Raw genomic sequence first — 15742 nt, forward strand, 5'->3', positions numbered from 1 at the left:
AATCCAAGTCTGATGTAAAGCTCAACCGCTCGCATCCTGTCTGCGTATGTGTACATGAACTATCTCCTCTGATAGTCCAAGTTTTTGTCCGCATGCCCGCCGGGTCAGTTTTGCGTGGAAATTAACAGCCCAGGCAGATCAAGTTGCCGTTGAATCAATCTTTCTCCCTGAATCTTGTTGTGGGCTTCTGCCCTTTTTTTGAGGTTAGCGTCGGATCTGCTACGCGTGGAATCTCCTAGAGCCAATGTTAGTTGGAAAACTGACGGCCAAGGGCGGTATTCGCCGCAAAGCCGAAGTCGGTAGTTGTTGGCTTGCTTTAGGCTGATTGCCGGCGCTCGATGAGGACGGTTCAAGCAGCGGCTGTGCGTCCAAGCGTACGCTCGCCAAATACGCTATGTGACCGACATGAGCCTTCCGCCCTGCAGCAAAAGTGAACAGAGAGGCCGCTGCATCGTATGCTCTACATATGTCTGCTGACCGTATCACCTATTGCTTAGAGCGTGTCTCAAGCTACCGCGACTTCGAACGGCTCTGTTCAGGTCTCCTTGCAGGTACCGACTATCCCGGGATTGACCCATTGGGGGGAACCGGTGACGGAGGGCGTGACGCAATCATTCGGTCCGACTTGAGCGGGCGAAAAATCGTCTTTGCATACACAGTTCGGGGCGACTGGAAGACCAAGCTCAAAGGCGACTGCTCTCGGGTCCGCGAACAAGCTCACAACCCAGATTTGTTCGTCTTCGTATGCACAGAAGCATTGAACGCTGCGGACAAGGATGGCGCTCATGCACTCGTCCAGAGTGAGTTCGGTTGGAAGCTAGACCTCTTCGACTTGGAAAGATTAAGGGTGCTACTGGTCGGACCTCAACGCCATCTCCTGGCGCAGCATCCCAGCATCTTCACGCCTCCGTTTTTTCCGCAAGCAGGGGGGGAATCGCTTGCAGAGAGCCGAGATACCTTAGTTATTGACCATGTCGACTCCGACCATGCGCTCGCAACTTGGCTTTCGCGCAGACTCACGCTCGCGGGCTTCCGAGTCTGGTGCCGAGGCACCGCACCTTTCGCAGGTGAAAACCAAGACGAGAGCGTTCGGAAGCTCATTGACCTAAGGGCCGCCCAATACATCCCCGTGCTGTCGCAATCCAGCATGACCGACGAATTGCTGCTTGAGCGGTGCGCTTTGGCGGCGGGGAAAGAAGCACTGGTGCTTCTCTGCAAAGCATCCGAGGTTGAGCCGTCAAAGTTGCCCTCTCGGTTACGCTCTTCCACCCCCGCAGACTTCTCCCGTTCCTGGAACACAGGTCTTGAGCAAATCATGGCAAGGCTGGCAGGTCTTGGAATTCAGCCAGACATCATGCTCGACCAGGGCAAAGCTATAGCGCTGAACGACTATATGCCTACGCGGGTCACCGTCGCAAAGGAAGAGCCTGTTTTCGCAAACATCTTCGCGCTGGGATTGCCTGAGACGATGTTGGTCTACGACCTCCACTCAGCGTTATCCGCGGCAAAGCTCGACGAACTGAGAACGAGTTGGGCGTTTGTGGAGTTGAATGCCTACCGGTTGGTTGCCTTCACTCCGCCTCCAGAGAACGCCATTCCTTCTGTCAAGACAATACGCACCCCTGAATTTCTGTGGACCGACACCCCAGAGCGCGATGGCAAGAAGACAGAGGATGTCGCGAAGGAATTGGTTCGCCGGAGCCTTACCGTCGTTTGTGCGCAAAAGGGACTGGCTTGGTGTCCAGACAGAAAAATCTATTATTTTCCGGAGCGCGAAGATGGAGCATGGACGCAACGTATCCGACACGTTGACGGGCGAGACACCCGCGTGAGCCTGACCGGCAAACGGACCAAAGGCTGGGGCGAACGGGCATCGCCATTCCTCTACCAACTTTCTCCTAAATTCCAGCCACAGCGAGACATTGATGGAAGCTGGAATGTTGTCGTCAACGTCTATGTCCGCCCGACGGACCTCAATGGCAAAGTCTATGAGCTCAAAGAGCTGGGGCGACGCCGCAAGGCGGTGACGAAGAATTGGTGGAACAAAGACTGGCTCCCGCGACTACTTGGCGTAGTTCAAGCATTGGAAGCCGAACCCGGCCTGATTCGATATGGCGAAGGACGCCGAGCCGTAACGATGAGCACCTCCCCACTCAAATGGATGTGCCCAGTCGGACTCGACGTGCATGCCCTCGCAGGAATGGTCGATATGAGCGAGGAGCTCGCTGAAAACAGGACTCGCGAAGATGAAGAAGACGAGGGGGACGATAGTGATGGCGCGCCCCAGGCTGGAGAAGCTTAATGAGCAACACATTTCATTTTCTGGGCGAGCCACTTCTTGAATTTGGCCATGGCCAAACCGCTGAAGACCCGCATGACGGACTGGCCCTCTTCGGACCTGCAGAGGCAAGGCAGCAGCTCCCAGACAACATTGTTCTCGGCACTGCTAGTGGCATAGAGGCCTGGAAGAATTGGTGCGCCGCGCTGAATACACCGGCCTCCTGCATCGACCCTGCCAGACATCGGGCTTGGCCACCGTTTCCAGGCTTTGACGTGGCCTTCGGTACCAAATGGCCATCACCTGTTCGCAGCTATGCCATTGATGCAGAGAAGCTCTCGGATGCATCACGTAAAGCCGATAAACACGACCGCGCATTTGCGGTCACTGGCCTGTATATGGAGCAGGTGGAAAAGCTCGGAAAGCTCGATTCACGCCCCGCACTGGCCATCTGCGTTGTCCCCGATGAAGTATTTGAAAACTGTCGTCCGAACTCAATCATTCCTCTTGGAAAGCGCAGCGATGCTGGACGAAGCCGCAACGAGCGGTCTTTCCTAGAGCAGGCAATCGTTGACCGGGCTACCGGTCAGCAGGGAATGTTTGACGACTTCGAGGACGCGGCAGTGACCGCCGTTCGCGATACCTTGGAGACGTTCGAAGAATCTCGTAGCTACTCGCCAGATTTCCGCCGGCAGCTCAAGGGTCGATTGATGGGGCTCGACCTGCCAGTGCAAATCATCAAGGAGTCAACGCTCCATATCACGCCGAAGGTTCGTCTCGGCGAAAAAGGCGAGAATCCGCTGTCTGACCGGCTGTGGAATTTCGGGACAGCTATCTACTACAAATGCGGCGCGAAACCGTGGAAAACGCCCTGGGCTCGAGAAGGTGTCTGCTACGTTGGCCTTGCCTATAAGCTGGCCGAAAACAAGCGCACGGCATGCTGCGCAGCACAGATGTTCTTGGACAGCGGCGATGGCGTTGTTTTCGTTGGTGAATTTGGTGCTTGGTACTCCGCCAAAACGGGCGAATATCACCTTCCGCCAGAAAAAGCAGAGGCGCTGCTGCGCGGCACCATCGAGACCTACCAGGAACAGGATGGTCGACCACTAAAAGAGATTTTCCTGCATACCCACTCAGGTGTGAGTCCAGAGGAATACAAGGGATTTTTAAAGGCTGTTCCAGAGGGAGTGAAGCTCATCTCGATTCGTGTCCGCCAAGACCGTGGCGGTCAGCGCTTGTACCGCTACGACGACCATCCAGATGTGGGAAAACGAGGCCAGTATCCAGTCCAGCGTGGCGTCTTCTGGCAGCGGACAAACCGCCACGGTCTTCTGTACACCAATGGCTTTAAAGCTCGCATCGCGAGCTATGACGGCTTCGAGATTCCCGTGCCCCTCTCAATTACCATTCAATTTGGAGAAGGTGACATTGTTCAGGTGGCCAAAGACATTTTGGGATTGACCAAGCTGAACTACAACTCATGTCAGCTTGGGGAAGGTCGACCTATCACTATTAAGTACTCTGACCGAGTCGGCGAGATTATTCTTGCAAATCCTGGTCTTCCCCAAACCAGTTGGAAGCACAATTTCAAGTACTACGCTTGACTGAGTCTCTCGATATTCGCACGTGCTTGCTGCCCTTGCTCGGGGGAGGCACACGTGGTACCTGACGGGCATCAATCAACGCCGCTTTAAAGTTCGCGGTAGCTATCTGCCACAGAGCGGCCGCTGATGAGGTCGTAGATGAAGGGCAGCAATCGCTGCGCACCTGACGTTCGTTAAATACACGCCACGAGCCTCAAAACTGACTGGTGATTCATCGCACGAAATCGTGGTGATTTTGATGCGCGAACAGCTGGAGGATTTGCTGCGCGAAAAAGTGGTGAATTTGTTGCGGATACTCACGCATAGACTCACCTGAAAGCGTCACTCCGCAGTTGAAAGGTATGAAATGTTGCGCGTGTTGGGCAAGGCGTCGTCAATCAATGTACGCAAGGTACTCTGGGCTTGTGCCGAAATGGAAATACCTTTTGAGCGTGAGGATTGGGGCTCAGGCTTCAAGTCGACCCACACGATGGAATTCATGGCACTGAATCCAAATGCCATGGTACCAGTCATCCAGGATGGCGATTTTGTTTTGTGGGAGTCGAACACCATCATTCGCTATCTGGCCAACCGCTACAAAGGAGCGGAGATTTACCCGCTCGAGGCACTGGCGAGGGCGCGCGTTGACCAATAGAGGACTGGCCGGCGACAGATCTAAACAAGTCCTGGAGCTATGCCTTCATGTCATTGGTGAGGCACTCTCCTGAACACCAGGACAGCCATGCGCTGGCAACCGGTTGCCGAGAATGGTCGAAGCATATGGGAATCCTAGATCGGCAACTAGATTCAACCGGTGCCTATGTTTGCGGCGCGGCGTTCTCTCTTGCGGACATACCTGTTGGCCTATCAGTAAACCGGTGGTTTGAAACACCGCTGGCGCACCCGGACTATCCGGCGGTACGGGACTATTACGAACGGCTGAGCCGTAGGCCGGGTTATCGACTCTATGGCAGAAATGGAATGCCCTGAGAGGGCGGCTAACCGCCATGAGCAGTCCTTCGGGTCAAAACCGCCGGCGGCAGGTCTAGGCTGACTGCAGTCGTTCAAGACACCAATACCGATAACTGCTGATACTTAGAGCAGTCATTTAGCGGAGGTTTTGCGTACGCCTGGCCGTGGTCTGAAAATTTGAGTAAATGCTGATTACTGCAAATGAAGCATCACTAGCAATTCATTCTGAGATGGCATTGCTTTCGTGTAGTTGTTTGTCCAAGATGAAGTTCAAGGCCCTAATTATTTCGTTGAAGTTCATTTCTGAGTCAGTCAAGGCTTGCAAGGCAAGACCCCGCATTGTGCTCATCAGCACGACCGCCAGCGCATGATTGCTAGCTTCGCTAACGCCTGCACGTGCTATCGAAAGATGCTTAGCTATGAAATCTACGTTTTTCTTGTTTAATTTGTTAATAAAATCTCGGTGAGGACTTTCCGCTAAAGAAGCATCAGAGATCAAAAATATGAATGCCTTGGATGCTTGCCAAGAGGCTGTATCTCGCTGCAGATAGGTAGAGAACAAGGCTTTGATGCTCTCTACGCCATCTGGTACAGGCTTTTGATTTGTTCGTCGCTGATTGAATTTCTCGACAATCGCGTGAAGAACCGCATTTATCAAATTTTCTTTGCTGCCGAAGTGTTGATGCGGCAATCCCCGACTGTAGCCAGCATGAATGCCGATCTCAGCCATGGTCACTTCTTTGACCCCACGTTGAGCGATCAGCTCAATCGCGGCATCTAAGATTTTGCGAACTGCTTCTTCTCTTCTTTGGATCTGCGTTTTTGGTGTATTTGATTCTTCAGCCATGATTTACTTTTTGGCAGCCTTTGGAATAAAAGCTTGATCCACACCCAACTCGCTCAATATTTCTAGCGTCTGCTCACCGATATTGGGGCACGGTCTTTCGATCTTACAGGGTGTTTTAGCGAAAAGTGCTGTTGGACGGATTGATACGATGCGACCCTCGGTGGGGTGATCATGCTCTTCAAACAAATTCACGCTCTTGACGTGGCTGTGCTCGTGGATGTTGTCAATGCTGAAAATTTCAGTGACGGGGATGTCCAACTTGCGGCACAACTGCATCAGTTCGGCGCTGGTGAAGTCAGCTGTGACCGAGCGCAGATCTGCATACAACTCATGGATGCGCTTGTTACGCTCATGGCGGTTGCTGAGGTCGTATTTTTCAAACAGATCCTTGCGACCAAGCGCCGTAAAGAATGCTTCCCAGTGTTTTTCTGTATAGGGCAATAAAGCCAAATAGCCATCTTTGGTGGGCGTAGGTTTGCGCCCACCCTTGAGCAGTCGTGCATAGCCTGCTGGACCAATAGAGGGGCTAAAGCCGTTGCCACCCATGTGTTCGGTCATTGTGAAAGCGACCATAGTTTCAAACATCGGCACCTCTACATACTGCCCTTCACCGGTACGTGCTTGGTGAACCAATGCTCCCAGAACCGCGTTGGCGGTGGCAATTCCAGCCACTTTGTCTGCAAGCAGCGTGGGTGGGTACTCAGGCTTATTGCTCTCGCTGCCGACCAGGCTAGCCATCCCGCAAGCGCCCTGAATGACATCATCAAATGCTGGCTGTCCCGCGTAGGTACCATTTTCGCCAAAGCCTGTTGCTGCGCAGTAAACGATATTTGGCTTGATCTGGCTCACTGCTTCATATCCCAGGCCAAGCTTGTTGATGGCTTTAACACGCATGTTGTGCACCAGTACATCTGCAGTGGCGATGAGCTTTTTGACAGCTTCTAAGCCTTCGGGCGTCTTCAGGTCAACAGCGAAAGAGCGCTTGTTGCGGTTCAGGTTCATGAACGTTGAGCTCATCCCGCGATTGCGTGACATGCCGTTGGCACGCATCAGGTCCCCTTCCACTGGCTCAACCTTGATCACATCTGCACCGTAGTCAGCCAGCACTTGAGTGGCCAGTGGCCCCAACACTACCGCAGTTAAGTCCACTACCCGAATTCCTTGAAGGGGGCCCATGTTTGCTCCTGTTTTGTTTTAGCTAACGTTTCTACTGAGTTGACATCAGTTGCAGTCACTATATATATTTGTTTGTCAACAAGCAAGTTAGGAAAAACATGGACGGATTGCACATCGAGCTTGGAGAGCTACCACCGCAATGTGAGCTATTGCGGCAAGAGGTACGCGCGTTTGCGCAGGAGGAGATTAGCAAATACTCCAAAGAGAAGCGCGCCTACAACTGGTCGGGACGTGACCCTGAAATGACCAAGAAGATGGCCGAGCGCGGCTGGATTGGCATGACGTGGCCAAAAAAGTTCGGCGGCGCTGAGCGCTCCATGCTGGAGCGCTACGTGATGCTGGAAGAAATGCTGGCTGTAGGTGCGCCCATGGGTTGGCACTGGTCGGCAGATCGCCAAATGGGCCCGCTGTTGATGCGCTATGCGCAAGACACATTGGCCCCCAAGATCGTGCCCAAGATTGTCAGTGGCGAATGCTCCTTTTGCATAGGCATGAGTGAACCAGATTCGGGTTCAGATCTGGCATCTATCCGAAGCAAGGCTGTGAAAGTTGAGGGCGGTTGGGTCCTCAATGGCACCAAGGTATGGACCTCAGGAGCACACCATGCCAACTACATGGTGGCACTGGTACGGACACGCGAGAAGTCCGAGGATCGTCACGGCGGCATGACCCAGTTCCTAGTGGAAATGGATCGAGAAGGCGTAGAGGTCAACCCCATCTATTCACAGCTGGGCACACACATCTTCAACGAAGTAGTGCTTGACAACGTGTTCGTGCCTGATGAGAACCTGATTGGAGTGGAAGGTGAAGGCTGGAAGCAAGTCACCAGTGAGCTGAAGTACGAACGCTCCGGCCCTGAACGCTTTTTGAGCAGCACACAAATGCTGATCGAAATGATTGACGCCACCGAACCTGAGCGTGAAGACCAAACTGAAGCGATTGGACGCTTGATCGCTAAATACGCCGCACTGCGTCAGATGTCGCAAGGCATCGCTTTGATGATGTCCAAGGGCGAAGACCCTGCGCTTGCAGCCTCGGTGGTGAAAGACCAAGGCGCACTGATGGAACAGTTGATGCCAAACATCGCACATGACAAGTTTGGCGAACACATTGGCACCGGCTCAGATCTCGAGCAAGTGATGAACTTCTTATCTATGGCTGCGCCATCGTTCTCTTTACGTGGTGGCACCAGAGAAATTTTGCGTGGAATTATTGCAAGAGGAATGGGACTGAGATGAACAACGATTTTATTAACGACGCAGCGCAAAAACTGTTTGCCAACGAAGTCGATAAAGGCTTGATCGAAGCTGTAGAAAAAGGCGTGTTCCCTCTAACCTTGTGGGAGCAAGTGCTGGAATCTGGCTTTACCCAGTTGTTTTGCAAAGAATCCGATGGCGGCATTGAAGCCTCTTGGGAAGATGCATACCCTATCTTCTATCATTTGGGTTACTCGCAAGTTCCATTGCCGGTGGCTGAGACTGCAATTGCACGCCTAATTTTGTCAGCAGCAGGACACACGCTGAACACACAACACCCTATTTGCATTGCAGCGAAAGCGCAGGCCAAGCTCAGTCGTGACAGCACAGGCTTGTTGCAAGGAGAGATCCAAAGCGTGAAATGGGCACAGCACTCACAGTGGTGCTTGGTCACGCTGTCAGCGCAAGAAATTGCCTTGTTCAATTTGTCCGACCAAGGGGCGCAAGTTCAAGCGGGCACGGACACATCCAACATGCCCAGTGACCGTGTGGTACTAAACGGCGTACAGCCCCATGCCGTGATAAGTAACCCGTTTACGAATTTTGAAGATTCCATCCAAACCTGTGGCGCTTGCGCACGTGCAGTGATGATGGTCGGTGCGTTGGAATTTGCACTGGACCAGTCCGTGCAATACGCCAAAGACCGCGTGCAATTTGGTAAACCGATTGGCAAAAACCAGGCTATTCAGCAGCAATTGGCACTCATGGCTGGCGAAGTGGCTGTGGCTCGTGCAGCGGCATATATGGCCTGTAAAGACATGCCATATGTCAATCGACTGAACTCCGAACAAGCTCAGTTCAGTGTGGCTGCTGCCAAGGTTTGCACTGGTGATGCTGTGACCAATGGAACATCAATCGCACACCAAGTTCACGGCGCAATTGGCTTTACCTATGAACATGCACTGAATTTTGCTACCCGACGTCTGTGGGCATGGCGTGGAGACTTTGGTAACGCCACTACGTGGGCTCGAATGATTGGCCAAGCGTATGCCAAGCAACCTGGTACAAGCTTCTGGCACCACCTGACCGAGCGTGTGCTCCCCGCATGAGGAATGTGATGACAGAAGACGCCATCCTTAACATTTCCAAGCAGGGTCACATCGGCATCGTTGAACTGAACAAACCGCCGCATAACTTTTTTGATCAGACCTTGATTGCCTCTCTAGCCGATGCATGGGAAGCATTTGAAGCTGACAAAAAAATTCGCGTCATTTTGCTGTGTGCCAACGGGAAGTCGTTTTGTGCAGGTGCTGACTTCGCGGACAAATCTACACGAGAAAAAAAACGCAGCGTCAAACAAACCAATCCGCTGTATGCCGAAGCCGTGCGCCTGTATGGCTGCTCTAAACCGGTAGTCGCCGCCGTTGAGGGGGCAGCTATTGGCGGTGGGTTGGGTGTTGCGTTGACAGCGGACTTTCGCATCACCTGCCCAGAAGCGAAATTCTCAGCCAACTTCAACCGTCTGGGCTTTCATCCAGGCTTTGGTTTGTCATTCACGCTACCGCATCTGATCGGCAAGCAACACGCCGCCAAGCTCCTGTACACCGGCGCCCGCATCGGGGGAGAGCAAGCGCTGCGAATCGGTCTGGTGGATGAAGTAGTTGCACAAAACGAAGTGCGTGCGCATGCGCTGGCCTTAGCGCATGAGATCGCTATTTCTTCACCACGTGCCGTGCAAGCCACGCGTACCACTTTGCGTGGCGACTTTATGGATCGGGTGCGCTTAGCTGTAGTACGTGAAAGCGAAATACAAGCCGTGCAGATGAATACAGCAGATTTGCTGGAGGGTGTAAACGCAGCCAAAGAGCGGCGCAACCCTAACTTTGAGGACTGAGTATTAATTCAGCCATTTATAAAAGGAGACAACATGAATAAATTTAAATTTTCACGACGAAATTTGCTGGCATTACTGCCTATGTTGGCCTTGCCTGCAGGTATGGCAGTAGCCAATGAAAATTGGCCTAACAAGCCAATCCGCATGATTGTTGGCTTTGCCGCAGGTGGCCCCACAGACTCTGCAGCGCGCTTTGTGGCCGATGGAATTAGCAAAGAGCTAGGTACCTCCGTCATTATCGAAAATAAACCTGGTGCAAATGGCCAAAATGCCATAGCTGAACTGAAACGCAGCAAAGCCGATGGATATAACCTGCTGTTTATTACCAGCGGAAGTTTGAGCGTTGCTCCTGCACGCTTTAAAAAATTGCCATTTGATGTGAACAACGACTTTGACTACATCGGTTCCGTTGCTGCCTATCCATCGGTGCTGGTGACTAACGTCAACTCGAAGTTTCGTAACGTAAAAGAGTTGATCAGTGCTTCCAAACAATCCAAGGAAGGACTCAGCGCAGGTACAGTGAGCAACACTCAAGAATTAACACTTGCTCTGTTCAAACACAAGACAGGCATCGTTGCGCAAGGAGTACCCTACCGCGGTGACTCACATGCCATCACAGACATTGCAGGCGGAATTTTGGATTTCGCTTTTTTGTCTCCAAGTGTTGCGATTCCCATGATCGAAAATGGTCGAGTAAAAGCAATTGGTGTAACTGGTGAGCTTTCTGGTCCTTATGCAAACAAGTTTCCTAAACTTGAAATGCTGGATGTCAAAGCTTGGAGTGGGATTGTGTCTTTGAGAGGCACGCCCACCGTGGCCACAGAAAAGATTGGCAAAGCCATGGAAAAAGTGCTAGCAACTCCTGAATTTAAAAAATCTCTTGAATCTTCTGGTCAATCCGTTCTTCCGTTGACCAACGATGCGTTTCGACGTTTTGTGATTGACGAAAAAGAGATGTGGGAGAAAACTGCGGAGTCGGCAGGGCTAGAAAAACTTTAAATATATCGGGGGAGCGGTCAGTTTGATCAAATTTTCAGAATGACTGTTCCCCATTACATTTAGTTTTCACATTAATTAATAGCATCAGCCCTTTTTATTAAATGACTGTTGCTGGGCAGAATGTCGTCATTCACGACCCCATGGTCGAATGGCATCAATCGCCGAGAGCAGACGCTGGCAAGTGATCTTGCGGCGACCGCAATGGGTCGGAAGCACCAGCTCGCAGCTTAGAAGAGCTGTCGTTAAGGTTGTCTCGCGCACTGCGTTGCAACCAGCTTCCGGTTTGAGGTGCACAGCGGACGTCTAGTTAGATAGCAGGTCAACGTCTGGTATCGGCAGCAGCAGTCACAAGCTTGCCAAATCCCAGCAGCTGCAACCAGCCTGGATGTGTCGTTCGCTGTCATGCTCTGAACAACAGAATCTGGCCGATAGCGCTCTTCATACAGCAACACATCGCTGCATCATTCGCATCACTTTAGCCATCGACAACAGGCCAGCTGCACTGACTTTCGATACAGCCTTGAGCAGCGCCCACAGCAAACGGATTGCCCAGGAGAACAATACGCCCGCATACACAGTGATCTGCCCCTTTCTACTGGTTTTCGAAGATTTTTGTGATTTAGATATACGAATCACCAAATTGAAAACCCAAAAAAACCAATTTTTCCTTAAAAAACAATGGATTACATTTACTCAAAAGTACAACACTCAGTGATAAAAGTACAAAACTCAACGTGAATCGACAACATCCGTGCGGCCACTCTGCCTGCTATTTCCCGCAGCCGCAAAAGCTTGGGAACTTATGACTTAGCACTCAGTCACAGAGAGTGCTAACATGAAGCAATGGATGAAAGGATGACTGCAATGACCTATACCACCGGCACCGTTGCGGCTTCGGCCTTGGCACCTGCAAATCCTTGGGCCTTGGTGCCACCTCTGGGCAATCTGGATGCCTACATCACGGCCGTGAACCGGCTGCCCATGCTCACCCAAGAGGAAGAGCAAGACTACGCGCGCAAGCTCAAAGAACACAACGACCTGGATGCCGCCGGGCGCCTGATCATGTCCCACCTGCGTCTGGTGGTCTCCATCTCGCGCCAGTATCTGGGCTATGGCCTGCCCCAGGGCGACCTGATCCAGGAAGGCAACGTCGGCTTGATGAAGGCCGTCAAGCGCTTTGACCCCGCACAGAATGTGCGCCTGGTCAGCTATGCCATGCACTGGATCAAGGCCGAGATCCACGAATACATTCTCAAGAACTGGCGCATGGTCAAGGTGGCCACCACCAAGGCCCAGCGCAAGCTGTTCTTCAACCTGCGCTCCATGAAGCAAGGCATGCAGGCCGATGCCGCCCTGGACGACGAACTGACCCTGCGCGATACGCTGACCGAGCAGCAGATCGACGCCATGGCCGCCAAACTGAACGTCAAGCGTGAAGAGGTCATGGAGATGGAAACACGTCTGGCTGGCGGTGACGTCTTGCTGGACCCTTCCCCCAGCGATGATGGCGAACATGCCTTCGGCCCGATTGCCTACCTGTCCGACGCTGCACACGAACCCACGCAGATGATCGAGTCGCGCCAGCGCGATGTGCTGGCCACCGACGGCATCGCCCAGGCGCTGGACAGCCTGGATGCCCGCAGCCGCCGCATCGTGGAAGAACGCTGGCTGAAGGTCAACGACGATGGCTCCGGGGGCATGACCCTGCACGAACTGGCCGCCGAATACGGCGTGAGCGCCGAGCGCATTCGCCAGATCGAGGTGGCGGCCATGAAAAAGATGAAAAAAGCGCTGACCGAGTTTGCCTGAATGTGCTGCGGCACCATCTGGCCTCCACCGGCCAGATGACAGCCCTACCAAGCCCGGATAATTTCCGGGCTTTGTTTTTTCCACCCAAGCCCATAGATTTCTCGCACTTTCTCCGCATCCATAGCCACCATGAACTTTCTCCGCCCCCTCACCCGACGTTCTGTCCTGGCTGCAGGCACCGCATTGGTGGCCGCCGCCAGCACCCATCTGGCCTTTGCTGCCGACTGGCCATCCAAGCCCGTGCGCATCGTGGTGGGCTTCCCCGGGGGCTCCTCGCCGGACCTGACCGCCCGCACCTTTGCCGATCCTCTGTCCAAGCTGCTGGGGCAACCCGTCATCGTGGAAAACAAGGTGGGCGCAGGTGGCAACATTGGTGCCGCCGAAGTGGCCCGCGCCAAGGACGACCACACCATCGGCCTGATGATCAACGGCAACATGACGATTGCCAAAATCCTCAACCCTGCGGCCCCCTACGACCCGCTCAAGGACCTGGCTCCACTCTCGCTCATCGGGGTGTCCCCGCTGGTGCTGACCGCGCCAGTCGAGCAAGCTGGTGTGCCCAAGAACGCCGATGCCAAGGCCTTCTTTGCGGCTGCACGCGCCGCCGGTGACAAGTGGAGCTATGGCACTCCGGGGATTGGCACCATCGGCCATCTGGGCACCGAACTGCTCAAGGCCCGCAGCGGCATCGCCCCGATCCATATCCCCTACAGCGGCTACCCCCAGGTTGCCACCGCCATGCTGGGCGGTCAGCTGCAGATGGCCCTGCTGCCACCAGCGCTGGCACTGTCCCAGGCGCAAGCCGGCAAATTGCGGCTGATTGGTGTGACGTCCAGCGGGCGCAGCGCGCTGGCTCCCGGGGTACCCAGCCTGGTGGAAGCAGGCATCAAAGACTTTGACCTGCAGATCTGGAATGCGTTTGCGGCCCCCCGCAGCATGCCTGAGGCCCTGCGCACCAAGCTGGCTGGCATGCTGGTAGAAATTGCTCGCACCCCGGAAGTGCGCGAAAAGCTGTTTCAGCAGGGCTGGCAGATGGTGGCCACCTCGCCCGAAGGTTTGGCCAACCGCGTGCAGAAAGACACCCAGGAACTCAGCCGCCTGATCAAGGAACAGAAGATCAGCAACCAGTAAATCACACACCCACTGGATCGCCAAGCCGCTCCTTTGTGGCGGCTTTTTTTGGCCAGTCCACCCGGTGCGTGCGGTGCTCACTCACAGGTGCTGCACACGCCAAGCATCAAACTGTGACGCGCTCATGGCCTTGGACGACAGCCAGCCCTGGTAGCACCGGCACCCCAGCTTTTCCAGCTGCGCCCGCTGGGCCTCGGTCTCCACCCCCTCGGCCACCATGTCCAGCTCCAGGGCATGGCACAGCTGCACCATGGCGCCCAGCAACTTGTCCCGCAGGCGACCGGCACGCATGAAATCCTTGCCCAGCTTCAAACGACGGACCGGCAAGAACTGCAAATAGGCCAGCGATGAATGCCCGTTGCCAAAATCATCCAGCGCCAGTCCCACCCCCAGCTCCGCCAGCTCTCCCAGGACGCGGCAGGCATGCTCCGGGTCCTGCATGGCCTGGGACTCGGTCACTTCCAGCTCCAGCCAGTGGGCAGGTACCTGGTGCAGCACCAGGGCCGCACGTACCTGGTCCACCAGGTTGTGCTGGCGCAGTTGCTGGGGCGACAGGTTGATCGCCACCCGCACAGGGCGCTCTTGGTCCATCCATGCACGGATTTGCCGGCATGCAGCATCCAGCACGTAGCTACCCAGCCCCAGGATCAATCCCGAAGACTCTGCGACCGGAATGAAGCGATCCGGCGGGATCTCCCCCAGCACAGGATCGGTCCAGCGCAGCAGGGCTTCCACACCACAGACCTTGCCTGTGGCCGTTTCGATCTGGGGCTGGTAGTGCAACTGAATGCCGCCATAGCCCAGGGCCAGCCGCAGGCGCTCCGACAGCAGCACTTTCTCAGCCATGGCGTGGCCCATGCTTTCCTCATAGAACACAAAATTGCCACGGCCGCGTTCCTTGGCGCGGTACATCGCCATGTCCGCACAGCGCATCAAGCTGGGGGGATCGCGCGCATCCAGCGGAGAAAGGCCCACCCCGATGCTGGTGCCAAACTCGAGTTGCACCTGCCCCCACGCACAAGGCGCCTGCATCGCATGCAGGATCTGTTCGGCCCACTGGGCCGCAACGTCGGCATCGGCATGGGGCAGCAGCACGGCAAACTCGTCGCCCCCCAGACGCGCCAGCCAGCCCTGGCTGCGCAGCACCGCCTTCAGGCGCTTGGCCACTTCCTGCAGCACATGGTCGCCTGCCGGGTGGCCATACCCATCATTGATGGCCTTGAAATTGTCCAGGTCCAGCAAAAGCAGGGCCGATGGCTCGCCCGTGACCTGGGCCTGCTGCATGCACTCCTGCAAGTGCTGCTGGAATGCCCAACGGTTGCCCAGGCCTGTGAGCGTATCGTGCGTGGCCTGGTACTGCATGCGCTCTTCCATGCGCCGCATGTCGGTGACATCCCGCACAAAAGCCACCACCAAGGGCTGCCCCTTGCGCAAGAAGCTGCCGAGGGCGATGTCCACAGGAAGCTGCACCCGGTCTTTGCGCTGCAGCCACAGGATGCGCCCCTGCCCCATGTTGTGCCTGCGCGGCTGCTGGAAAAACTGCTGCAGATCCCCCCGGTGCTGCGCATGCAAGGCTTCGGGCAGAAGAATTTCCACCGGCTGTCCGCGCAGTTCCTCGGCCGAAAAGCCGGAGATCAAGCCCATCGCGGAATTGCTCACCAGAATGCGCCCCTGCGGATCAATCAACAGGATACCGTCGGGCGCGGCATTCCACGCCTCCAGCATCCAGTCGTTCAGCATCGCCTCCTCCGCCGCCGGGGCTGCACCGCCCGAACGGGCCGCAGGGTGCGATGCTGGGGCGAATCCGGTATTGCTCATGTGCCAGCCCGATGGCTGCTCACCGCCGTCCAGCAGCCA

Annotated in this window: 12 protein-coding genes and 1 pseudogene; 10 read left to right on the plus strand and 3 right to left on the minus strand. The window is 54.9% G+C overall.

The annotated features are described in order from the left end of the window. The first annotated feature begins 466 nt into the window (after positions 1-466). The 3 genes and pseudogenes from FYM52_RS14175 (at position 467) to FYM52_RS14185 (ending at position 4851) form a co-directional block, all read left to right on the plus strand. Positions 467-2302, plus strand: a complete 1836-nt coding sequence (locus FYM52_RS14175) for a hypothetical protein (protein WP_154164566.1) — start codon at positions 467-469, stop codon at positions 2300-2302. Next, positions 2302-3882 carry a hypothetical protein gene (locus FYM52_RS14180; protein WP_154164567.1) on the plus strand — a complete coding sequence of 527 codons (1581 nt, stop codon included), beginning with the start codon at positions 2302-2304 and terminating at the stop codon, positions 3880-3882. The genes FYM52_RS14175 and FYM52_RS14180 overlap by 1 nt, the downstream gene beginning before the upstream one ends. 346 nt (positions 3883-4228) lie before the next feature. Beyond that, a pseudogene (locus tag FYM52_RS14185) lies at positions 4229-4851 on the plus strand (glutathione S-transferase family protein). 202 nt (positions 4852-5053) lie between these two features. Here FYM52_RS14185 and FYM52_RS14190 read toward each other — a convergent pair. Together FYM52_RS14190 and FYM52_RS14195 are read right to left on the minus strand one after the other, a co-directional pair. Next, the gene (locus FYM52_RS14190; RefSeq protein ID WP_154164568.1) at positions 5054-5680 is read right to left on the minus strand and encodes a TetR/AcrR family transcriptional regulator; all 627 of its coding nucleotides are present in this window, start codon (positions 5678-5680) and stop codon (positions 5054-5056) included. Between the two features lie 3 nt (positions 5681-5683). Next, a complete protein-coding gene (locus FYM52_RS14195) occupies positions 5684-6856 on the minus strand; it encodes a CaiB/BaiF CoA-transferase family protein (RefSeq protein ID WP_154164569.1) in 1173 nt (390 codons plus the stop codon). Positions 6857-6954: 98 nt separating this feature from the next. Here FYM52_RS14195 and FYM52_RS14200 point away from each other — a divergent pair, with 98 nt between their 5' ends. From FYM52_RS14200 to FYM52_RS14230, 7 genes are all read left to right on the plus strand, one after another. Continuing rightward, positions 6955-8094 carry an acyl-CoA dehydrogenase family protein gene (locus FYM52_RS14200; protein WP_154164570.1) on the plus strand — a complete coding sequence of 380 codons (1140 nt, stop codon included), beginning with the start codon at positions 6955-6957 and terminating at the stop codon, positions 8092-8094. After that, complete coding sequence (locus FYM52_RS14205; RefSeq protein ID WP_154164571.1) at positions 8091-9161, plus strand: acyl-CoA dehydrogenase; 1071 nt, start codon at positions 8091-8093, stop codon at positions 9159-9161. Before FYM52_RS14200 ends, FYM52_RS14205 begins: the two co-directional genes overlap by 4 nt. Before the next feature lie 8 nt (positions 9162-9169). After that, a complete protein-coding gene (locus tag FYM52_RS14210) occupies positions 9170-9946 on the plus strand; it encodes an enoyl-CoA hydratase/isomerase family protein (RefSeq protein WP_154164572.1) in 777 nt (258 codons plus the stop codon). A 33-nt stretch (positions 9947-9979) separates the two neighbouring features. Continuing rightward, positions 9980-10945 carry a tripartite tricarboxylate transporter substrate binding protein gene (locus FYM52_RS14215; protein ID WP_154164573.1) on the plus strand — a complete coding sequence of 322 codons (966 nt, stop codon included), beginning with the start codon at positions 9980-9982 and terminating at the stop codon, positions 10943-10945. Positions 10946-11330: 385 nt separating this feature from the next. Beyond that, positions 11331-11660, plus strand: coding sequence for a hypothetical protein (locus FYM52_RS14220; RefSeq protein WP_154164574.1), 330 nt, complete (start codon positions 11331-11333; stop codon positions 11658-11660). A 149-nt stretch (positions 11661-11809) separates the two neighbouring features. Next, complete coding sequence (gene rpoH / locus FYM52_RS14225) at positions 11810-12754, plus strand: RNA polymerase sigma factor RpoH (RefSeq protein ID WP_042414991.1); 945 nt, start codon at positions 11810-11812, stop codon at positions 12752-12754. A 129-nt stretch (positions 12755-12883) separates the two neighbouring features. After that, entirely contained in the window at positions 12884-13885 is a 1002-nt protein-coding gene (locus FYM52_RS14230; RefSeq protein ID WP_154164575.1) for a tripartite tricarboxylate transporter substrate binding protein, read from the plus strand. Between the two features lie 81 nt (positions 13886-13966). Here the strand turns inward: FYM52_RS14230 and FYM52_RS14235 are convergent, their stop codons facing one another. After that, positions 13967-15703 (minus strand): bifunctional diguanylate cyclase/phosphodiesterase, encoded by a 1737-nt coding sequence (locus FYM52_RS14235; protein ID WP_162524737.1) that lies wholly within the window; start codon positions 15701-15703, stop codon positions 13967-13969. Positions 15704-15742 lie beyond the last annotated feature (39 nt).

The sequence above is a fragment of the Comamonas sp. CAH-2 genome (assembly GCF_009668305.1).
Classification (GTDB): domain Bacteria; phylum Pseudomonadota; class Gammaproteobacteria; order Burkholderiales; family Burkholderiaceae_C; genus Comamonas; species Comamonas aquatica.